Raw genomic sequence first — 22,284 nt, 5'->3', positions numbered from 1 at the left:
GTCACTGGAGGCCTGATGGTCATGCCGCGCGAGAGCATGCGGGACGTGCTGGAACGAAGCCGGTTTGCAATACGATGGGGCGGCGCACTGGGCCTCCTGTGCCACCCGATCTACTACGTAGTCTGGACCTATGTCCTGCCACAGCCTTACGACAATCTTTCCCTTCGACTGAGCGCGGCGCTAGTCTGCATTCCGTTGATTTTTCAGGCGCGCTGGCCGAAGCGGTTCAATCATTACCTGCTGATCTATTGGCATTGCTGCCTGATCTACGTCCTGCCATTCGTTTGCACATTCCTCGCGATCAGAAATTCATTCTCCACCATGTGGATGATGACCGAGGTCATGATGATCTTCATCATGGCGTTGTGCATCGACAATCCGCTTTTGCTGATGGGCTGCATCGGCATTGGCGTGTTCTCCGGGTCGCTCGCCGCGCTGCTCAGTTCGCCGGTGCCGATTGTCGTGACCGCCGCCGATCAGTCGAATCTCGCCTTGCTGCCGGTCGTCGTCCTGTGCAGCATGGCGTTTAGTCATGCGATCAGTAAAGGACGCATCTTCGTTGAAAAGAACCGTGCGCTGCAGGCGCTCGCCGGTTCGATCGCGCATGAAATGCGCAATCCTCTGAGCCAGTTGCGCTACGTGCTGGATCGCGTGGAAGAAGCGCTGCCCGCAACCATGGGATCCGAGCGCCTGCTCGCGCTCGTGCACGACCCGCACGATCGACACGATAGCAATGGAAATACCGCCGGACTGTATCGTCATCTCGCGCAAGGGCAGTTGTCGATCGAGCGCGGCCTGCGCATCATTGCCATGACGCTGGACGAAGTCAGCGCCAAACCGATTCGTCCGGACTACCTCGCTTATCTGAGCGCGGCGAGCACCACGCGTAAGGCACTGGAAGAATACGGCTTTGCCGACGAAAAGGAACGCGACAAGGTCAGGCTCGTGGTGCGGGAGGACTTCACCTTCAAGGTCGACGAAACCGTCTATCTGTTCACGCTGTTCAATCTGATCAAGAACGCGCTCTATCACATCGCCACGCATCCGGCGGCCACGCTTACCCTGACCATCGAGCAGCAGTCGGTCATGGTTCGCGACACCGGTCCCGGCATTGCGCCCGCGATGGTATCGCATCTGTTCGAGCCGTTCCGTACCGCGGAGACTTCGGGCGGCACGGGGCTCGGGCTCGCCTATTGCCAGCGCGCCATGCGCGCCTTCGGCGGCAGTATCGGTTGCCGCTCGGAAGTCGGCAGGTTCACGGAATTCACGCTGCAATTTCCCGTCGTGCCAAAGAGCGAAATCGTGGACCACGAGCGGCAGATATTTGAACGCGCCACGCCGGTCTTCAAAGACAGGCGCATTCTGGTCGTGGACGACGACGCCGGTCAGCGTGCGCGCGCCTGTCGTGCGTTGTCGAAAGTGGGCGCATGCGTGAGCGAAGCGGAAAACGGCGCGGTTGCATTGACCGTGCTCCGCGAGTCGGCCCCTTACGACCTCGTGTTGATGGACATCAACATGCCGGTTCTGGACGGCTATACGGCCGCCGAGAAAATTCGCGCCGCTCACGACTATCCAAGCTGGAATGTCCTGATTGCCGCCTATACGGCCGAGCCCGGAAGCGTGGTGCGCGTGCTCGCGCGGCGCGCCGGCATGGACGGAATCATCAGCAAGTCCTGCAGCGTGCTCGAATTGATCACGACGCTGCAGGCGCTTCTCGAAAACGGCAACCGCCACCATCTGAGCCAGCAATCCGACGCGTTCTCCGGCAAATCGATCCTCGTCGCGGACGACGACACCTACAGCCGGCTGGTGGCCAAAGCCTATCTGGAGCGATGCGGCGCAAGCGTCGTCGAGGCCGAGCATGGGCAGGCCGTGCTCGCGCATCTGCAGGCGGACGGCGTGATCGACGCCATCGTCATGGATATGAATATGCCGGGCATGGGCGGCCTGGAGACGACCGCGTCGATTCGCGCCCGTGCCGACTCGTATGCCACCGTGCCGATCATCGCGCTGACCAGCCAGTCCGATCTCAAGGCGGTGCAAACCTGTCTCGCCGTGGGCATGAACGAAGTCATGATCAAACCGGTGCAAGCTGGTTCGCTCTACGCGTGCCTCGCACGACAGTTTGGGCGGCAACGTGACTCGAACGCGCCGGCGCAAACCGACCTATCGTCGACGTCGGCGGCCACGCCGGCCGGCAATCTGCCGATCGTGACGGACAGCGAACTGCTCGACGAGAAACACCTCGAAGAGCTGGCCTCGCTCGATCTGCTCGACGAATCGTTCCTCAAAGGCATCGAGCAGATCCGCCAGCTAGTGGCGCGGCTTGCGACAAGTGTCGCGGCCGGCGACCTCGAATCGACGCACGGCGTGTTGCACATCCTGCTCGGCGTGAGCGGCAATCTCGGCGCGCGAGCGCTGCATCAGTTCGCGCGGCAAATCTATCCGCGCGTGGTGCAAGGCGAATGGCCGGCGGAAACCGATTGGCTCGCGCGAATCGGCATCCTGAGCGAGCGTTCGACCGATGCGCTGCAGACGTATTTCGCCACGGCCAAGGCGGGCCGTGAGCATCGGGATTATTTCAGCGATCAGGAGTGACGCAAGTTGCCATGCAGGCCATCCAGATCACCGCAAAGCCGCCTGACTAGCGGACGGCTCCTCGTCATCAGCGGCGTGCAGGCGGCTATTGAATCCCGGAAAACCCATCGTCACCGTCGTCCCCGCGCCGACCGTCGAATCGACTCGCAGGCATCCGCCGAACGACTGCATGATGCGGTTGCAAAAGATCATCCCCATGCCGTGGCCGCCGGCGCCGGCGTACGTGGTGACCGGATCCTGCAGCAGACGCGCCTTGACCTCCGGCGCGATCCCCGGGCCGTTGTCGCGAATGCGAATCTCGGGTTCAGGGAACGCCACCACTTCGAGCCGCAACGCAGGCGCGCTGCTGCCGTCGAGCGCACGCAGCGCGTTGGACAACAGCGAAGACAGCACGAGCGCCACGCAATTGGGCATGGCGTGCACGATAAAATCCCCTTCCACGTCGACCCTGACCCAATCACGCTGTGACGCGACAAACGGATACGTGTCGAGCAGCGTGGCGATCAGGCGCGTCGCCCTGACGGCGCGCGTACCGCCGCCCGAGGCGGACTTCTGGCCGCCGCTCTTGTGCACCGTCGCCCAGAATGACGAGATCAGCGTCAGGCAATACTGCGCATTGTTCAACATCGACTTCGCGGCGAGGCCGATCTCCCGCTGACGCTCCGGATCGTATTGCTCGGCCACGTCGTTCTCGACGGAGCGCGCGAACAGCGAGATCGTGGCGAGCGGCGTGTTCAGTTCGTGGGCGAGGAAGGCGAGCGTCTCGTCCATGGCCAGCAGCCGCTGCTGACGCGTTTCGCGTTCCGTGTAGCGCGCGGTTGCGAGTTGCAGCACCTCGCGCACCATGTCCGTTCGCAGCGGCTTTTCGATAATGCGGAACACGTCGCCGGTATTGACCGTTTGCAGCAGCATGTCCTTGTCGGCATAAGCGGTCACGAGAATGCGCACGATTTGCGGATACTCGCGCGCCACCTGGCGCAGCAGATCGTCGCCGTCGCGGCCCGGCATGCGGAAGTCCGTCACCAGCACGGCAATCTCCGAGGCGTGCTTGCCGAGCACCGTTATCGCCTCGTCGGCGCCTTGGGCGACATACACTTTGTAATCGGCGCTCATCGCGCGCGCGAAGTGATTGCGCGACATCTCGTCGTCGTCGACGAAGAGAATGGAAAACGGCGGCTGCATAGGGTCACTCATCGCATTCCCAGCGGATGGCGGCGGGTCGACATTGAACGAAACCCACGTTACGGATGATAAAAATGGCTTGCCGCGCGGCAAGCACCGGATCGTTTTGGCGTTTGGAAGTATAGGGTATCGCGTCTCGCGAAAAATGGGGAATCACCGCACAGCCTTATCCGATATGCATCAGCGCAAACCAGACCGGCTCGCCGCGCATAACGGCACGTTGCTTGCGTACCGACAGAGCCGGACTGATCCACTGTCGCCTGCGCCGCGGGACCGCACAGCATGGACGCCGGAACCCTTCGAACCAGTGCGGTGCCATGGAACTGTCCAACGATGGCGATGCCGGCCGGGCCGGGCGCGTGCGCAGACGGCGGCAATCCCGCGTGCTGTCGCGCTACGCCGGGCGGCCCATCCGGCTGATCTGGCGCTACGTGGCGCGCCGCAAGCTGACGCACACCGTGGTGCTGGCGAGTGTCGTGGCGGCGGTCGGCTGCGCGCTGGCATCACAATATGGGATCCGCAATCTGATCGACGCGTTGCCGAACGGCCGCGCCCACCCGCAACACGTGATTCACGCGTTTGCCGTGCTGGTCGCGCTGATCCTCGCCGACAATCTGTTCTGGCGCATCGCGGGTTGGGTCTCGGCGCGCACGTTCGTGGCCGTGACGGGCGATATCCGGCGCGAGATGTTCGACTATCTCACTGTGCACGCCCCCACCTTCTTCGCCGACAAGCAACCCGGCGTTCTGTCCAGCCGGATTTCAGCGACGGCCAACGCGGTGTACGTGATCGAAAACACGGTGGCGTGGACGGCGTTGCCGCCGAGCCTGACCGTGGTCGGGGCGATCGTCATGGTCGGCGCGGTCAGCGTTCCCATGAGCCTGACGCTGGTCGCCATGTCCGCCGTGCTGGCGTTCTGCCTGTTCCTGCTGGCGCGCAAAGGCACGGCCCGGCACGAGGCATTCGCCGCGCGGGCCGCCTCGGTCGACGGCGAACTCGTCGACGTGATCGGCAATATGGGCCTCGTGCGCGCCTTCTGCGCCGTGGTGATGGAACGGCGCCGCTTCGACGAACTGCTCGCGGTCGAAAGCGACGCCCGCAAAAGCAGCGTGCTTTACCTCGAAAAGCTGCGCCTGCTGCACGCGCTCGCCACTTCCGTCCTGTCGGCGTGCGTGCTCGGGTGGACCGTGTGGCTGTGGAGCGTCGGCCGTGCGACCACTGGCGACGTGGTTCTGGTCGGCTCGCTCGGTTTCTCGATCCTGCATGGTTCGCGCGACATCGCCGTGGCGTTCGTCGACCTGACCCAGCATGTCGCCCGGCTCGGCGAAGCGTCCGAAACATTGCTGATCCCGCACGCCATGCCCGAACCCACCAGAGCGGCGCCGCTGGAAGTTCGGCAGCCCACCGTGGACTTCGAAAACGTGACCTTCGCGTATCCCGGCCGCCGCCCGGTGGTGAGCGGTCTGAACCTGCATATCGGCGCAGGCGAGCGCGTCGGTCTGATCGGCCCGTCGGGGGCGGGCAAATCGACCATCCTCGCGCTCCTTCAGCACTTCTACGAACCGGTCTCCGGGTGCGTGCGCATTTCAGGCCAGGACATCGCGCATGTCACGTTGCAAAGCTTGCAAGGCGCCATCTCGGTCGTGCCGCAGGACGCGTCGCTGTTTCACCGCTCGCTGCTGGACAACATCCGCTACGGTTGCCCCGACGCCACCGAGGCCGACGTGCGCCGCGCGTGCGAGGACGCCTACTGCCTCGATTTCATCAACGCGATGCCCGAAGGGCTCAACACCATTGCGGGCGATCGCGGCACCAAACTCTCCGGCGGACAGCGGCAGCGCATCGCGATTGCCCGCGCCATTCTGAAAGACTCGCCCATCCTGCTGCTCGACGAAGCGACCTCGGCGCTCGACACCGCATCGGAGATCGCCATTCAGGCCGCGCTCGAACGGCTCATGCAGCATCGCACCGTCATCGCGATCGCTCACCGGCTGTCGACCCTGCAGTCGTTCGACCGGATCGTGGTGCTCAACCGCGGCCGCGTCGTTCAGCAAGGCACGCCGGCCGAGCTGGCCGCCGTGCCGGGCATCTATCGCGACACGCTGGCCCGGCAGATCAGACGCACGCCGGCGCCGCGCTCCGATCTCATGTGATCGAAACGCCGGCGACGCCGCAAGGTCCTTCTTTCACACGCCGCCGCCCCCGCCGACCAGACGGCGCACGAGTTCACGGCCCCGGTTCGTCAGCCGCAGCGTCGACGCGCCGCCCACCATCACGCCCTCCTCGCGCCGGTCGATTTCGATCAGCTCGTATCGGCTCAGCGCGAGCACGTCAGGATCAATGGCTTCCTGACGCCGCCCGGTGTCAGCGAGACGCAGCAGTATCGCGAGTTCATGATGGCTCAGCATCGGGTATCTCGTCGGTTGAGATTGGACAAGGCCCTCATGCTAGCGAGCGAGCCCGACATTCGGGCTACGGTTCTGTTGCGTCGAGTTACGCGGTTACACCTCGGCTGCGCGTATGCCTCGCTTGTTCCCCCGTCACGGTCCGCGTCGTTGCTACTTTTTTCCGTATGGCCGCGCTCGCGCCGAGTAGACGGCACGGTGCCACGGCCCGGTCGACCGTAACAAATCGAAACGCCCGTCAAGGTGGTGTCGCGAGAATTAGCTCCACAGTCGGATAGACTCTGGGCGTGATTGTCTGGATTCCTGTCGCCGGCACCGGCGATGCCCATCCTGGGAGTTCGTATGACGCTCTTCGACAGCCATTGGCCGGACCGTCCATCGACGGCGTTCGCCGGGTGCCACGCATCCGGCGGGAGACCGTTATGAGCGAAGCGTCGACGATCCAGGCCAAGCGTCCGCGGCGTGGCCGCATCGTGTTCGCAATCGTGGTGCTGGCGCTGATCGCCCTGGTGGTGTTTCATGTGTTGCGCTCGAAGCCGGCCAAGCCGGGCGTGGCGCCCCAGGTCGTAACGGTCGCCGCCGCCACTACTGGACCGATGCCGGAGACGCTGAGCGAACTGGGCACCGTGACGCCGGTTGCCACCGTCACCGTGCTCCCGCAACTGAGCGGCTACCTGACCGCCGTCGGCTATCGCGAAGGCCAGGACGTGCAGAAAGGCCAATTCCTCGCGCAGATCGACCCGCGCCAGTATGAAATCAGCAAGCGTCAGGCCGAGGCGCAACTTGCCAAGGACAAGGCGGCGCTTGCCCAGGCGCGCGCCGATCTCGCGCGCTTTACCCAGCTCAACGAGCGTAAGTCGATCGCCGAGCAAACCTATGCGGACCAGAAGTTTCTCGTCCTGCAGGACGAGGCGGCGGTCAAGGCCGACGAAGCCAACATCGCCCAGTTCGATCTCGACCTGATCTACTGCCACATCACTGCGCCGGTGTCAGGCCGGGTCGGGCTGCGTCTCGTCGACCCGGGCAACTACGTGACCGCGTCGAGTCAACCGGGCATTGCGGTCATCACCACGATGAAGCCGACCACCGTCCAGTTCACGGTTCCGCAAACCGCGCTCGATAAGGTGCTGCAACGCGTCAACGCCGGCGCGCAGTTACCCGTCGCGGTGTTCAGCAGTGACAATTCCCGGCAGATAGCGACCGGCACGCTGTACGCGATCAACAACCAGATGGCGACCGCGACCGGCACCGTCACGTTGCGCGCAACGGTCCCCAATGACGACGAGGCACTCTTCCCCAACGAATTCGTCAACGTCAAACTGCTGGTCGACACGCTGCAAAACGCGGTACTGGTGCCGACGCCCGCGGTGCAGAGCGGCGCGCCCGGCGACTACGTGTATCTGGTCAACGCCGACAACACCGTATCGGTGCGCAAGGTCACGCTGGGACCCAGCGACGGTCAGCATACGGTGATCACAACGGGACTCGCCGCCGGCAACGTGGTCGTCACCGACGGCATGGACCGCTTGAGCGACGGCTTGAAGATCAAGGCGTCGGCTGCGCGGCCGGGCTCGGGTGCCGCGGGTGCGTCGGCGGCCACGCCGGCCGCACGGCCGGCCTCCGCGTCCGCGGCCGACGCGGCATCCGCGGCTTCATAGCACGCCGCCCCGTCGATGAACTTCTCCCGCCTGTTCATCCTGAGGCCCGTGGCGACGTCGCTGCTGATGGTCGCGCTCGTGCTCGTCGGCCTGGTCGCGGTGCGCTTCCTGCCGGTCTCGTCGCTGCCGGCTGTCGACTATCCGACCATCCAGGTCCAGACCTTTTACCCCGGCGCGAGTCCGAATGTGATGGCGACCACCGTCACCGCGCCGCTCGAAGTCCAGCTCGGCGAGATTCCGGGCTTGCAGCAGATGGTGTCTTACAGTTCGGAAGGCGCGTCGGTGATCACGCTGCAATTCGATCTCTCGCTGAATCTCGACATCGCCGAACAGAACGTGCAGCAGGCGATCAACGCCGCCAACAGCTTCCTGCCGGCCGGCCTGCCCGCGCCGCCGACCTACGCCAAGGTCAATCCGGCCGATCAGCCGATCCTCACGCTCGCGGTCACGTCGAAGTCCATGTCGTTGACGCAGTTGCAGGACACCGCCAACAATCGCCTCGCCACCAAAATCTCCGAAGTGCCCGGCGTCGGCCTCGTCACAACCGCCGGCGGCAATGTGCCGGCCGTGCGCGTCGAAGCGGACCCGCAGAAGCTCGCCGCCTACGGCCTGAATCTCGACGATCTGCGCACGCTGCTCGCGAACGTCAACGTCAGCCAGCCGAAAGGCAATTTCGACGGACCGGAGCTCGATTACACCATCAACGCGAACGACCAGATCGTCGATCCGCAAGACTATCTGGCCACCGTGATCGCGTATCAGAACGGCGCGCCGGTGTATTTGCGCGACGTCGCGCGCGTGAGCCAGGCCGCGCAGGATGTGGAACGCGGCGCGTGGTACAACCGCACGCCGGCCATCGTGCTGAACGTGCAGCGTCAGCCGGGCGCGAACGTGATCGCCACCGTCAACCAGATCATGAAGCAATTGCCGGCGCTCGAATCGACGCTGCCCGCCGGCCTGCAAGTCACGGTGGTCGCTAACACCACGGGCGTGATCCGCTCGTCGGTCTCGGACGCCGCGTTCGAACTGGTGCTCGCCGTCGTGCTGGTCGTGCTGGTGATTTTCGTGTTCCTGCGCAACGTGCCCGCCACCATCATTCCGAGCATCTCCGTGCCTGTCTCGCTGATCGGCACGCTCGCCGTGATGTACCAGCTCAACTATTCGATCGACAACCTCTCGCTGATGGCGCTGATCATCGCGACCGGTTTCGTCGTGGACGACTCGATCGTGATGATCGAGAACATCGTGCGCTATCTGGAAGAAGGCAAGACGCCGCTCGAAGCCGCGCTCGAAGGCGCCGGCCAGATCGGCTTCACGATCCTCTCGCTGACGGTCTCGCTGATCGCGGTGCTGATTCCGCTGCTGTTCATGGGCGGCGTAATCGGCCGGCTCTTCAGCGAATTCGCGATCACGCTCGCGGTGACGATCGTGATCTCCGCGGTGGTCTCGCTGACCGTCGTGCCGATGCTCTGCGCGCGTCTGTTGCGCGCGCAGGCGCAACGCCATCCGAGCCGTTTCGAGCGCATCAGCGAAGGCCTGTTCGACAAGACGCTCGCCGCGTACGAGCGCGGCCTCGTCTGGGTGCTCGATCACCAGTTGCTGACGCTGGTGGTCGCGCTGATTACGGTCGCGCTCACCGCAATTTTGTACATCGTGATTCCGAAGGGACTGTTTCCGGTGCAGGACGTCGGCGTGATTCAGGGCATCAGCGTGGCCGACAACTCGGTGTCGTACACGGCCATGGTCCGGCGCCAAAGCGCCCTCGCCGACGCGATTCTGAAGGATCCCGACGTGGTGTCGCTGACCTCGTATGTCGGCATCGACGGCACCAATCCGACGCTGAACAACGGCCGCTTCCTGATCAATCTGCGCCCGCGCGACGACCGCTCGATCACCGCCGAGGAGATCGGCCGCCGCATCCAGCAGGAAGTCGCCGACGTGCCCGGCATCCGCCTCTACCTGCAGCCCGAACAGGACCTGACGCTCGATACCTCGATCTCGCGCAACCAGTACAACTTCGTGCTGCGCGGGCCGAACCAGCAGGCTTTCAATCAATACGTGCCCGCGCTGATCGCGCGCATGAAGCAGATTGCCGCGATCACGGACGTCACCAGCAATCTGAACACCAACGGCTTGAGCGTGAACGTCGAAGTGAACCGCCAGCTTGCCGCGCGCTACGGCATCACGGCGGCCACGATCGACAACGCGCTGTACGACGCGCTCGGCCAACGCATCGTCTCGACCATCTTCCAGCAGTCCGATCAGTACCGCGTGATTCTGGTGGCAAAGCCCGAGACGATTCCCACTGTGCAGTCGATCGGCAATCTGTATTTGCCGAGTCAAACGAGCAGCACCGGGCAGGTGCCGCTGTCGGGCATCGCCAAGATCAGCATCACACAATCGCCGTTGTTGATCAGCCACCTCGCGCAGTTCCCTTCCGTCACGATCTCGTTCAACCTCGCGCAGGACGCATCGCTCAGCGCCGCCGTGGCGCAGATCCGCGACGCCGAGAAAGCGGTGGATCTGCCGCCTTCCATCACGACCTCGTTCCAGGGCGCGGCCCAGGCGTTCGAGGATTCGCTTTCCAGCGAGGTGTATCTGCTGATCGCCGCGCTGGTCGCGGTGTATATCGTGCTCGGCGTGCTGTACGAAAGCTACATTCACCCGGTGACGATTCTCTCGACGCTGCCCTCGGCCGGCATCGGCGCTTTGCTTGCGTTGATGATCGCGGGCAGCGATCTCGACGTGATCGGCATCATCGGCATCGTGCTTCTGATCGGCATCGTCAAGAAGAACGCGATCATGATGGTCGACTTCGCGCTCGAAGCGGAACGCGTGCACGGCAAGCCGCCGCGCGAGGCGATCTTCGAAGCGTCGCTGCTGCGCTTCCGGCCGATCCTGATGACCACGCTCGCCGCCATGCTCGGCGCGCTGCCGATGCTGCTCGGCACCGGCACGGGTTCGGAACTGCGCCGGCCACTGGGTCTTGCGATCATCGGCGGGCTCACGCTCAGCCAGGTACTGACACTGTTCACGACGCCCGTGATCTATCTCTTCTTCGACCGCCTCGCGCAGCGTGTGAAGAACCGCCGCCGCGCCGCGAATGACGGCACCGCGGCGCCGCCGGAGAACGCGCCGTGAACATCTCGGCGCTCTTCATCCGGCGCCCGGTCGCGACCGCCCTGCTGGCGTTCGCGATCCTGATATCCGGCGCGCTTGCCTATTTCCGCCTGCCGGTCGCGCCGCTGCCGAACATCGCCTTTCCGGTGATCGCGTTGCAGGCGAACATGGCAGGCGCGAGTCCGGAAATCATGGCGGCCACGGTTGCCGCACCGCTGGAGCGGCGCCTCGCCACCATCGCCGACGTCAACCAGCTCACCTCGATCAGTTACGTGGGTTCGTCGCTGATCATCGTGGTGTTCGGCCTGAACCGCGATATCAACGGCGCGGCGCGCGACGTGCAGGCCGCCATTCAGGCCGCCCGCGCCGATCTGCCGACCACGCTGCGCAGCAACCCGACGTACCGCCAGTACAACCCGGCCGGCGCGCCGATCATGGTGCTCGCGCTGACCTCCGACACGCTGACCAAAGCCCAGCTCTACGACTCCGCCGATTCGGTGATTCAGCAGCAGTTGTCGCAAGTCACCGGCGTCGGGCAGATCACGCTCGGCGGCGGCGCGTTGCCCTCGGTGCGCGTCGAGCTGGAGCCGGGCAAGCTGAACAGCTACGGCATCGGCCTCGAAGACGTGCGCGCGGCGATCGGCGCGGCGAACGCGAACAGCGCGAAAGGCCATGTCGATCAGGGCGAGCAGCGCTACGTGGTGACATCGAACGATCAGATCAGCAAGGCCGCGCCGTATCGCGACGTGGTGATCGCCTATCGCGACGGCGCACCCGTGTTGTTGCGCGACGTCGCCCAGGTGCGCGATTCGAATGAAAACATTCGCAATGCCGGACTCTACAACGGCAAGTCGGCGGTGCTCGTGATCGTTTATCCGACGCCGGGCAGCAACGTCGTGCAGACCGTCGGGCAAATCCGCGCACGTCTGCCGATCATCGAAGCCGCGTTGCCGAGCGCGATTCATGTGAACGTCGCCATCGACCGCTCGGAGTCGGTGAACTCCTCGGTGGCCGATACCGAGCGCACGTTGTTCATCGCAGTGCTGCTGGTGGTGGGCGTGGTCTTCGTGTTCCTGCTGTCGCCGCGCGCCACGCTGATTCCGGCGGTCGCGCTGCCGCTCTCGATCGTCGGCGCCTTCGGACCGATGTATCTGCTCGGCTATAGCATCGACAATCTCTCGCTGATGGCGCTGACCATCGGCACCGGCTTCGTGGTCGATGACGCGGTCGTGGTGCTGGAAAATATCGTGCGTCATCTCGAAGCCGGCCTCGAGCCGAAAGAAGCCGCGCTGCGCGGCAGCGCCGAGGTCGGCTTCACCGTGATCTCGATGAGCCTCTCGCTGATCGCCGTGTTCCTGCCGATCCTGCTGATGCCCGGCATTGTCGGGCTGCTGTTTCACGAGTTCGCGGTCACGCTATCAATCGCGATCATTTTGTCGCTGATCATTTCGCTGACCGTCACGCCGGTCATGTGCGCCTACCTGCTCAGCCACGAACGCGCGATGCATTCAAAGGCACGCTGGGCACGCTGGATCGAGGCGCAGTTCGAGCGCTTCAAACAGGCCTATTCCCGTTCGCTCGCAACGGCGCTCGATCACGCGCTCGCGGTCGTCCTGCTGCTGATCGGTCTGCTCGTGGCCAACGTGTTTCTTGCACGGCTCCTATCCGGGACGTTCTTTCCAGAGCAGGACACCGGCATTCTGATCGGACAGATCATTGCCGACCAGAGCGTCTCGTTCGCCGCCATGGAAAAGAAGCTCGCGCAATTGCAGTCGATCGTGAAGCAGGACCCCGCGGTAGCCTCGGTCGCAGGCTTCACCGGCGGACGCGCGCTGAATACCGCGAACGTATTCATCGAACTCAAACCGCTCGCCGAACGCCATCTGTCGGCGACTGAAGTGGTCAACCGCTTGCGGCCGAAGCTCAACGCCGTCTCGGGCGCGCGGCTTTTCCTGCAGGCGCAGCAGGATCTGCAGATCGGCGGACGCCAGGCCGCGGCCGAATACCAGTACACGCTCACCAGCGACGATGCGAACGCACTCTTCACATGGGTGCCGAAACTCGTGACCGAACTCGGCAAATACCGCAGCAAGATGGAGGACGTGAATTCGGATCTGCAACAGAACGGCTTGCAAACCTATGTGAATTTCAGCCGCGCGACCGCCGCGCGTTATGGCTTTCAGCCTAACCAGATCGACAATGTGCTGTACGACGCGTTCGGCCAGCGCACCGTGTCGACCATTTACAACGCGCTGAATCAGTACTTTGTCGTGATGGAAGTCGCGCCGGCCTATTGGCAATATCCGCAAGCGCTCAATCAGATCTACCTGAGCACCGCCGCCGGCAACGCGAACGGCACGCAGCAGACGCAGATGTCGCGCGCCACCGTTAAAGCCGTGCAGCAGCCGGCGGCTGTCAGCAGCGCGTCGAGCACCAGCGCGAACACGAATTCGCTGAACGCCGATGCCGAAGCGAATCAGCAGACCAACAGCATTTCGAACAGCAAGGGCGGCAATTCCAGCGGCAGCGCCGACAGCACAGCGGCCGAAACCATGGTGCCGCTCGCCGCGCTGATGACCTTCTCGAACAGCCACACCGCGACGCAGGTGAACCACCAGAGCGGACTTGTGGCCGGCACCATCTCGTTCAACCTGCCGGCAGGCGGATCGCTGAGCGAAGCCGGTCAGATCATTGCGCAGGCCGAGCGTGACATCGGCATGCCGGCGTCGGTGCATGGCGCGTTCGCGGGCGCCGCGCAGGCTTATGGGCAGTCGATGGGCGCGGTGCCGCTGCTGATTCTCGCGGCGCTGGTGGTGGTGTATCTCGTGCTCGGCGTGCTGTACGAGAACACGGTGCACCCGCTCACGATCCTGTCGACGCTGCCGTCGGCGGGCATCGGCGCAACGCTGGCCTTGCTGATCTTCGGCACGCCCTTTTCTGTGATCGCGATGATCGGCATCATTCTGCTGATCGGCATCGTCAAGAAAAACGGCATCATGATGGTCGATGTCGCGATCCAGTTGCAGCGCCACGAAGGCAGGAACGCGCGCGACGCAATTCACGAGGCCGCGGTGGTCCGCCTGCGTCCGATCATGATGACGACCGCCGCCGCCGTGCTGGGCGCCGTGCCGCTCGCGATCGGCATCGGCCAGGGCGCGTCGCTGCGCCAGCCGCTCGGCGTGACGGTCATGGGCGGCCTGCTCGTCAGCCAGGTTTTTACGTTGTACACGACGCCGGTGATTTATCTGTACCTCGACCGGCTGCGCGCGCGACTCGCCAGATGGTCAGCGCGCCTGCCGTGGAATCGCCGCGGCGAAGCACCGGATACGAGTTCATGATGAAGACGATCTCCCCCACCCGACTGGCCGGCGCGATGCTGGTGTTTTCGACTGTGTTGTCGACGGTGTTGACTGCCGGCTGCACGGTCGGCCCCGACTATCATCGCCCGCCCTTCGCGACGCCCGCCACGTGGAAAGAACTGCCTGGCTGGACCGAAGCGCAGCCCGCCGCCGAGTTTCCGAAGGGCGACTGGTGGACGGGCTTTAACGACCCGCTCATGGATGAATTCGAGCCGCTCGTGTCGGTGTCGAACCAGACCGTGCGCCAGGACTATGCGAATTACCAGCAGGCACTGGCCGAAGTGCGGCTCGCACGCAGCGCGCTGTTTCCGACGATCGGCGTGACGGGATCGGCGACCCGCGCACGTTCGTCGACCGGCAACTTCAGTAGCGGCTCACTTGGCGGTCTGGGCGGGGCGAGCAGTTTTCAGCGCATCAACAATGCCGGCTCGCTCGAAGCCAACGCGAGCTGGGCGCCCGACCTGTGGGGTCTCGTGCGCCGCAATATCGAGCAGAGCGCCGCCACCGCGCAAGCGACTCAGGCGACGCTCGCGAACGCCACGCTCTCCGAGCAGATCGCGCTGGCAAACGCGATCATCGATCTGCGCGTGACGGACGCGAATATCGACCTGCTCACTCACACCGTCGACGCGTTCCAGCAATCGTTACGCGTCGTCGCCGAGCAGGACAAGGCCGGCACCGTGCCGCCGTCAGACCTGGTGAGCGCGCAGACACAACTGGAGTCGGCGCAATCGAGTCTGATCGCGCTGGGCGTCGCGCGCGCCCAGAATGTGCATGCGATCGCGGTGCTGGTCGGCAAGAACCCCGAAGAGTTGGACATACCTCCGAACACCATGCTGCCGACGCTGCCGTCCATTCCGGTCAGCGTGCCGTCCACCCTGTTGCAACGCCGGCCCGACATTGCCGCCGCCGAGCGTCAGATGGCGGCGCAGAACGCCGCAATCGGCGTGGCCGTCGCCGCGTATTACCCGACGATCTCGCTGTCGGCGCTGGACGGCTTCACGCAGTCGCCGTTGGCCGGCCTGCTGCATATCAGCAACTACGTGTGGTCGTTGGGTGGCCAGGCGAGCGAGACGCTGTTCGACGGCGGGCAGCGCAGTGCGCAGGTCGATGCGGCAAAGGCGTCGTACGAAGCGGCCGTGGCCAATTATCGCGGCACCGTTTTGGCGGCGTTCCAGGGCGTGGAGAACGACCTTGCCGGCTTGCGCATCCTCGCGCAGCAATCCGAGGTGCTGGAGCGCGCCGTCCGCGACGCGACGCGCGGCACCGAGATTGCGCGCAACGAATACCAGGCCGGCACGGTGGACTTTACGACGGTGGCGACTGCGCAAGCCGCTCAACTGAATCTTCAGCAAACCGCATTGAACGTGCAACAAACACGCTTGCTCGATGCGGCGTCGTTGATCGGCGACCTGGGAGGCGGCTGGTCCGATAGCGAACTGAGTGATCCGCGCAGGACGGGGCAACAGAGCGCGTCGCCGTAAGCCCTTACTTGCCGATCCGTTCGGTCGAGACGCTAGTCGTTTTCTTTCGCCACCACCGCGCCGGCGATCCGATGCCGCGCTGGCGACGCCGTGACAAAGCCCGGTTCACCGCGCGACGACTATCTCAGGATAGCGAAGCAAGCATATTCGACAGCCGTCTGATGTGAGCCTTGAACGCGTCGCTGGCTTCGCGATCGGTGGTGGGATTCAGATGCGACGTCTCGGCGAGTTGAGCCTGCTCGTGGAAATCGTTGGCGACCGTGCGCCGCACGTCCGGTGGCAACGACCGCACGATGGAGACCAGTAGCGCCTCTTCGGCGTGGATCATGCCCAGAATCGAATGAGTGTCCATGGCAACAACTCCGTTGATGGCGCAGTAAGTTCAATCTAGCACGCTCCGCGCCGGGTATTCTGGTTACTTCCGCATACCTCTCGTTACAAACCGTCAGCGGCCGGTTGGTTATCATGTGCGCTCGCATCGCTCTGAGCACCGTTGGCTAATTATGAGGAAGATCGGAAAAGCGTTGGTAGTCGGTCTGGTGCTGGCAGAGGTCGGATTCGCCGTTTACCTGCTGTCCCCAAAAAGTGATCCGGCCACCCGCGACCCCGCGGCCGTTTCGGACGGCTCCGCGGCGTCGGCTTCGGACAAAGTGCAGTCCGGCACGTTACATGTGACAGCCGACCACGCAATCGGCACGCCGCCGCCCGGCGCGAGCGCGGATATCGCCACTCGCGCTCCCGCGCCGAGCCCCGCTCAATCCGTGCAGGGACACATCACGTCCGCCCCCGAACGGTCAACTAAACACGCCGCGCAATTGCCGCAGCAACCGGCACAACCGCATCCCCAAACGGTCCAAACGCCCGCCGTGGCCACTGTGCTTGCAGGCACCGATTCAAAAGCAGCCACCGTTGTGCAACCCGCCCGCAGCCGCGACGGTCTGCACCGCCGCGACTCGACTTCGCGCTCGACCTCGGCAACGGACGAACTCGTCAAGGAATCGGCCAAGCTCGATCCGGCGCTCCCACCGCCTGAGCCGGTTGCACACGACGACCAGCCTCGTCGCGGCTCGAACGCGGTAGGAGCCGCGATGACGGAACAACTCGTCAGAGAGTCCGCCAAGCTCGATCCGGCATTGCCGCCGCCGAACCCATCGGGCGTGCACTAGTCGGGTGAAACGCCGTTCGTGCGGCCGCCGTAATCCACGTGATCGCCGTGATCACGCACCGGCTGCTCAAGCCATGATGCGTTCGATTGCGCCGTAGTCTACGATGTAGTGCACATCCATGCGCGCCAGCAGCAAGTCTGCCAATGCAGCGCGGCGCAGGCCTGGACGCATTCCCATCGCAGCGAATCTTGATGGAGCACGAGCATGGCCAACGACTCCCCCGACATGGCAGAACGCGGCACCGGCTGGATCGACCAACCCGACAATGCTCAGGCGATCGCGCTGCTGGTCGAGAAAATCAAGGCACAGCAGGCGACGATTGCCGCGAGCAGCGCCACTCATCTGGACGGACGCGTCGACCGCGGCCAGCATCAGAAGCAAACGCTCGGCGCCTTCGGCACGCTGCGGATCTTCGAAACGATACCCATCGCGCTCAAGCATGGTCCTTTCGCGAAGCAGGACGATCTGGAGCGCTCGCTTTGCTATCGGGTCGCCTGCCGTTTTTCGAACGGCCAGCCCTGCCCTTTCTCCGACCAGGCCGCGGATGTTCGCGGTGTCGCCATCAAGTTCTTCACCGCCGAAGGCATGGAAACCGACCTCCTCATGACCAACGAGGGCGGCCGTTCGCACGCGCGGAACGCGGTGCAATTCATGGACTTCGCCGATATCCTCGTCGCCCAGATCGCCAGAGGCGCGCTGGGAGCACTGGAGCGGGCGTCGATCGAACTGTTGAACGGCACGCTGGGCCCCGCCGAAACGGCACGTATCGTCGCCATCCTGGCCAAGGAAACGACGTTGCACTCCGTCGAAAGCCTGACGACCGAGCGGTTCTGGGGCTCGGTGGTGAAGCTCGGTCCCGCAGCCATCAAGTACTCACTGCAACCCGAAGACGCCACGGCGCCAGGCACCGACGGCGACCGTCACGGCGACGACTATCTGCGCGAAGACCTGTTGAACCGCCTGCAAAAAAGTCCGCTCAAGTGGCAGCTCTGCGCGCAGTTCTTCGTGGATGAAGAAAGCACGCCGGTCAACGATGCATCGGTGGTATGGGCAGGGTCGCCGATTGCGATCGGCGTGCTGGAGATTGCGTCACCGCCTTCCGCCGACGATGAAACGCGCATCAATCGGATGGCATTCAACCCGGCCAACGGCTTCGAACCGCTCGGCATTACGCACGCCCGCAAAGATGTCTACGCGGCCAGCGCCGCAAATCGCAAGGACCGCGGCGTCTTGTCGAGCGAGGAGGCGCGCCGCTGCATTGGGCCAGTGTGAAACCGCTTGCGCCCTAAGCGGATCATCGTGAAGCCTCTCGACAGAGACCGGCAGGTTCGACGCCGGCGGATAGATTTGCAATGCCAGATCGAAACCTTCCTGAACCGGATCGATAGCGCGGTCGTTGACGGTCACGACAAATTCCACGCGTCGGTAAGCGGCGCGAAATTCGATCAGTGTCTGCGAAAAATGGCCGAGAGAGCCGCAGGACGTGGTTATTGAGCGTACCCGCCAGCGCCTGCGGATCGCCGCGCGAGCGCCCGGCTAACGCCCCACTACTCGCACTCACACCCGCTAATTCTCCGCTCATTATGCAAACGCACAATCCGTCTCAGCACAGCCTGATTCGCCTATCGAATCATGCATCACTGAAGCGGAGCAATCATGCAACACGAAGAGAAAGCAGCGTTTCGGCCGTATATCGACGCCTTGCTCGATCAACTGGAAACACATTCTGATCGGGCGGTGCTGCGCTATTTCGACCATGACGTAACGGGCAGTACCCTGCGAACGGCAATCTTTCGCTATGCACGGGCGCTTGCGGTGCTCGGCATCGGCCGGGGCTCGCTGGTCGCACTGCTCGCCCCCAATTGTCCGGACGCGCTTGCGATCCGCTACGCGGCAAACCTGCTTGGTTCGGCGACGATGTTCGTGCCTGCATCAACGAATGCCGGGCGGCACGCAACCTTGCTAGCCCGCGTCCAACCGGCGCTTCTCGTGGCCTTCCCGGAAACCCTTCACGACATACCCATTGCGCTCGAGAGCCGCGTGCTGTTCGCCGGCGTCGGTCCCGCCTCTGTACGCCTGGACAAGCTTGCGCAAATGCATGCGAATCAGCCGTTGCGCAGACCACTGAGCGCCGACGACCTCGCGGTCGTCGTCTCGTCGGGCGGCACGACGGGCGTGCCCAAATGCAGCCGCCGGTCCTTCGCGGCGTACTCGGCGATGGTCTGCGCGGCGAACGACAAGGACCGGCGCCAGCTTATCAATGGCCCGCTCGCGTACCTGTCGCAAGTGCTGGTGGACATGACGCTCATCGGCGGTGGTACGGTCGTGTTGAAGCGTCGCTACGATCCCGCGGAGACGCTCGCGACGATCGAATCGGAACGTATCACCGACGTGCTGCTCGTCGAGCCTCAGCTGTTCGAAACAATGGACCACCCGGACGTCGGCCGGCGCGACCTGTCGTCGCTGCGCTCCATCGCGCACATCGGCGGGTCAGCGCCCGCGGTACTGCGCGAACGCGCGATCGCGCGTCTCGGTCCCGTGCTTACCCATCTCTACGGTTCAAGCGAAACCGGTGTCGTCAGTATTCTGCCGCCATCCAACTATGAGGCCAATCCGGAACTGCTGCTTTGCGCGGGCGCTATTCGACCCGGCGTCGAGGTACGTTTGCGGCGCGCCGACGGAACGGTGGCAGGTGCCGGACAGTGCGGAAACATCGAAGTTAAGTCGGCCGCCGTGGCGGATGGTTACTACCATCAGCCGCTCGAAGAGGCACAAAAGTTTCAGCACGGTTGGTGCCTGACCGGCGACGTCGGCTTCATCGACGAAGCAGCCGATCTGCACGTTCTCGGCCGCGCGGCCGACGTCGCGGAAATCGACGGAGTGACGATCGGTCCGACACAGATAGAAGATGTCTTGTGCCGCTTACCTGACGTTCGCTACGCCGTGGCGCTGGCCGCAAACAGGAGTGCCAGCGAACACGGATGGGACGCGCTGATCGAACCGTGGACCGCTGGGCAGGTGGACGTCACGCGATGCATGCGCAGGCTGGAAATTTCGCTCGGCTCGTTAATCGCGAAGCGGATCCGTATCGTCGTGGCCGATCGCGTGCCGCTTACTGAACAGGGAAAAGCCGACCGCGCCGCAATCGAAATGATCCTGCAAGGCGACTCTCAGCCGAGCCACGGTGCGCTGCAACCGGTCGGCAATGTCGACACTGGCCGTCAGCCGGGCGATCGCCGCAATGCCTCCGCCAATGGACCCCGATCCGCCACATGACACACCCATCATCCGTTTTCCTCAGCTAGCGCCCGCGTAAGGCTAGCTGAATTGTCACGGCGATTCGCCCGGACTATCTCAGGGTTCATTTCGCCGCCCCGTTCTTGTCGATATGGAAAGGAGTAGCAAATGCGTCACTATCAATGCAACAGTCCCGAGGCAGCGGGCCGCATCCTGGCGGCATGCCTGTTAATCGATGGACACCTCAGCCTCACTGAACTCGACGCGCTTGACCGCTGTGGTATGGAAAGGCGCCTGCGGTTGGATCGACACCGATTGCTTTCGATCGTGCAAACGCTGTACGAAGATCTGACGCGGTCTGGCTATCTGAATTGGAGCGACGTATGTCAGGTCGATCCCGCGACGCTCGCCTGGCTCGCGGCTGATGTGCAAGACCGGCGGCTCCGTCGCGACATCATGGACCTGTGCAGCGAAGCGGTCATGGCCGACCAACGCCACTGCTACCGCGAAGCCGAGTTCCTGAGACTGCTGCGCGACGCGTGGCAACTTGCGGCCCGTCCCGTTCGGCAAGTTTCGGTAGAGGGCACGTCCGCTTCTTAACCCGTGGCCTCTCGCGCCACCGGCCATATAATCTGCCGCATGGCTGCGAGGATGGCTCGACATCATTGTCATAGCCGCGCGATAAATGGAGGCTCCTTTTACATGGATCACGCTGTCTTTTCCGCCATTGTGCCTGGGCCTCTCGTTTCGAGTGCGGCGGAGAGATGACGCTCGCCGGCACCCTTGTTCAGCTCTGCCGCACGGCTATTTTCGGGCTCGTGCGTGAGCTGGCGGCCTGGAAGGCTTCCCGAGCGCGCGCGACATTCGCCGCAGAGGCAATGCTCTCGGTCGCGCTCTCTGTCGCGCTTGCAAACGCGTTGGGCCTATCGGACACGTGGTGGGCCGCAATCAGCGGCTTCGCGGTCATGCAAACGAGTTTTTCCGGTTCCGTGCAGCGTGCCGCACACCGCATCATCGGCACGGTGATGGGGGCCGCGCTCGGGGCCATCGCCGGGCCGTGGGTCGGCGACCGTCCGTGGGTGTTCGTGCCCGCGCTGGGGGTGATCGGCGCCGTCGCGGTGTATCGGGCCAACGGGTCCAAGGCGACCTACGCCTGGGTTCTGGGCGGCGTGACGGCCCTGATGGTGATGTACGAAGCGCACAAGTTCGCGTCCTTCCGGGCGACCGCCTTGTTTGCGGCGCTGCGCGTCGCCGAGGTCGCGGTTGGAACACTTGCTTGCCTGCTGGTGGCGAGCGTGTTTCATTTCGGGCCGAAGTGGTATCGAAGGAACAGGACGGCACTGGAGGCTTCAACCGCTCGTGCGGCGGGTGAGTCCGACGGTGTACCAGCCGCTGAAAATTTGACGCCGCCACTGGAATCGGCACGCTCGACTCGTATGCTGTTGTGCTTGCAGGCCGCGCTGTCCATCACAATCCTTGCATCGCTGACGTACGTTCTGCATCTGCCGGGTTTCGCGCAAGCAATGGTTACGGCGATCGCGGTGCTGATCGTGCCGCCGGGTCTGGCAGCAGAAGGAACGCGGCAGCCGGTCATGGAAAAGATGGTGCAACGCGTAGCCGGCTGCCTGCTGGCCGGTGTGATTGGTGTGGCGCTCCTCCCTCTGATGCAAGGGCAGGCAATCCTGTGCATGCTCGCGCTGTCCATCGGCGTGTGGGCAGGATGCCACGTGCAAACAGGACGGGAAGGAGCAAGCTACGTGGGGCGGCAATTCACCATCGCCTTCATCATGGTGTTTGTCCAGGATCACCACTGGTCGTCCGATCCATTGCCTGCGCTCATGCGGCTATCCGGCATTCTCACCGGAATTGCCGTGCTGGCGCTGGTGATGTTCGTGACCGGCCGGCTGTACATGCCGCCCATGCCGCCCATGCCGCGGGATGCGAGTCGTTGAGACACGTGCGCACTTCGTGTTTTCGCCGGGATTCATTTTCGACTGCGATCATTCACCTGGTAGCCGTTCAGCGAGTCCGCGGCACCGTGATAGATGGTCGTATGGTCAATTCGCGGAAACGCT

At 63.9% G+C, this 22,284-nt stretch carries 14 protein-coding genes; 11 read left to right on the top strand and 3 right to left on the bottom strand.

All coding sequences use genetic code 11. The features are described 5' to 3' along the window. The first annotated feature begins 15 nt into the window (after positions 1–15). Entirely contained in the window at positions 16–2,598 is a 2,583-nt protein-coding gene (locus tag B0G71_RS36840) for a hybrid sensor histidine kinase/response regulator (RefSeq protein WP_116148165.1), read from the top strand. Between the two features lie 27 nt (positions 2,599–2,625). On the opposite strand, the gene B0G71_RS36835 is transcribed toward B0G71_RS36840, so the two are convergent. Next, positions 2,626–3,792, bottom strand: coding sequence for a hybrid sensor histidine kinase/response regulator (locus tag B0G71_RS36835; protein ID WP_116148164.1), 1,167 nt, complete (start codon positions 3,790–3,792; stop codon positions 2,626–2,628). 305 nt (positions 3,793–4,097) lie between these two features. On the opposite strand from B0G71_RS36835, the gene B0G71_RS36830 reads away from it, so the two are divergent. After that, on the top strand, positions 4,098–5,933 hold the full coding sequence (locus tag B0G71_RS36830; protein WP_116148162.1) for an ABC transporter ATP-binding protein: 1,836 nt from the start codon (positions 4,098–4,100) through the stop codon (positions 5,931–5,933). Positions 5,934–5,966: 33 nt separating this feature from the next. Here the strand turns inward: B0G71_RS36830 and B0G71_RS36825 are convergent, their stop codons facing one another. Next, positions 5,967–6,188, bottom strand: a complete 222-nt coding sequence (locus tag B0G71_RS36825; RefSeq protein WP_116148160.1) for a hypothetical protein — start codon at positions 6,186–6,188, stop codon at positions 5,967–5,969. 419 nt (positions 6,189–6,607) lie between these two features. On the opposite strand from B0G71_RS36825, the gene B0G71_RS36820 reads away from it, so the two are divergent. The 4 genes from B0G71_RS36820 to B0G71_RS36805 are packed head-to-tail and all read left to right on the top strand — an operon-like array spanning position 6,608 to position 15,806. Beyond that, complete coding sequence (locus tag B0G71_RS36820; protein ID WP_116148158.1) at positions 6,608–7,843, top strand: efflux RND transporter periplasmic adaptor subunit; 1,236 nt, start codon at positions 6,608–6,610, stop codon at positions 7,841–7,843. A 15-nt stretch (positions 7,844–7,858) separates the two neighbouring features. Beyond that, the gene (locus B0G71_RS36815) at positions 7,859–10,984 is read left to right on the top strand and encodes an efflux RND transporter permease subunit (RefSeq protein ID WP_116148156.1); all 3,126 of its coding nucleotides are present in this window, start codon (positions 7,859–7,861) and stop codon (positions 10,982–10,984) included. Then, positions 10,981–14,301 (top strand): efflux RND transporter permease subunit, encoded by a 3,321-nt coding sequence (locus tag B0G71_RS36810; RefSeq protein ID WP_116148154.1) that lies wholly within the window; start codon positions 10,981–10,983, stop codon positions 14,299–14,301. Before B0G71_RS36815 ends, B0G71_RS36810 begins: the two co-directional genes overlap by 4 nt. Then, entirely contained in the window at positions 14,298–15,806 is a 1,509-nt protein-coding gene (locus B0G71_RS36805) for an efflux transporter outer membrane subunit (RefSeq protein ID WP_116149213.1), read from the top strand. The genes B0G71_RS36810 and B0G71_RS36805 overlap by 4 nt, the downstream gene beginning before the upstream one ends. 124 nt (positions 15,807–15,930) lie before the next feature. Here the strand turns inward: B0G71_RS36805 and B0G71_RS36800 are convergent, their stop codons facing one another. Further along, complete coding sequence (locus tag B0G71_RS36800) at positions 15,931–16,158, bottom strand: hypothetical protein (protein ID WP_116121189.1); 228 nt, start codon at positions 16,156–16,158, stop codon at positions 15,931–15,933. 151 nt (positions 16,159–16,309) lie between these two features. On the opposite strand from B0G71_RS36800, the gene B0G71_RS36795 reads away from it, so the two are divergent. From B0G71_RS36795 to B0G71_RS36770, 5 genes are all read left to right on the top strand, one after another. Further along, positions 16,310–16,972, top strand: coding sequence for a hypothetical protein (locus B0G71_RS36795; protein ID WP_116148153.1), 663 nt, complete (start codon positions 16,310–16,312; stop codon positions 16,970–16,972). Positions 16,973–17,176: 204 nt separating this feature from the next. Next, the gene (locus B0G71_RS36790) at positions 17,177–18,244 is read left to right on the top strand and encodes a catalase (RefSeq protein ID WP_116148151.1); all 1,068 of its coding nucleotides are present in this window, start codon (positions 17,177–17,179) and stop codon (positions 18,242–18,244) included. Between the two features lie 384 nt (positions 18,245–18,628). Then, a complete protein-coding gene (locus B0G71_RS36780; protein ID WP_258875739.1) occupies positions 18,629–20,248 on the top strand; it encodes a class I adenylate-forming enzyme family protein in 1,620 nt (539 codons plus the stop codon). Between the two features lie 129 nt (positions 20,249–20,377). Further along, positions 20,378–20,809 carry a TerB family tellurite resistance protein gene (locus B0G71_RS36775; protein WP_116148149.1) on the top strand — a complete coding sequence of 144 codons (432 nt, stop codon included), beginning with the start codon at positions 20,378–20,380 and terminating at the stop codon, positions 20,807–20,809. 164 nt (positions 20,810–20,973) lie between these two features. Then, entirely contained in the window at positions 20,974–22,161 is a 1,188-nt protein-coding gene (locus B0G71_RS36770; RefSeq protein WP_116148147.1) for an FUSC family protein, read from the top strand. Positions 22,162–22,284: the final 123 nt, after the last annotated feature.

This window comes from Paraburkholderia sp. BL27I4N3 (assembly GCF_003386115.1).
GTDB lineage: Bacteria > Pseudomonadota > Gammaproteobacteria > Burkholderiales > Burkholderiaceae > Paraburkholderia.
The sequence above is the reverse complement of the archived record's forward strand: the minus strand, read 5'-3'. Positions and strand labels throughout refer to the sequence as shown.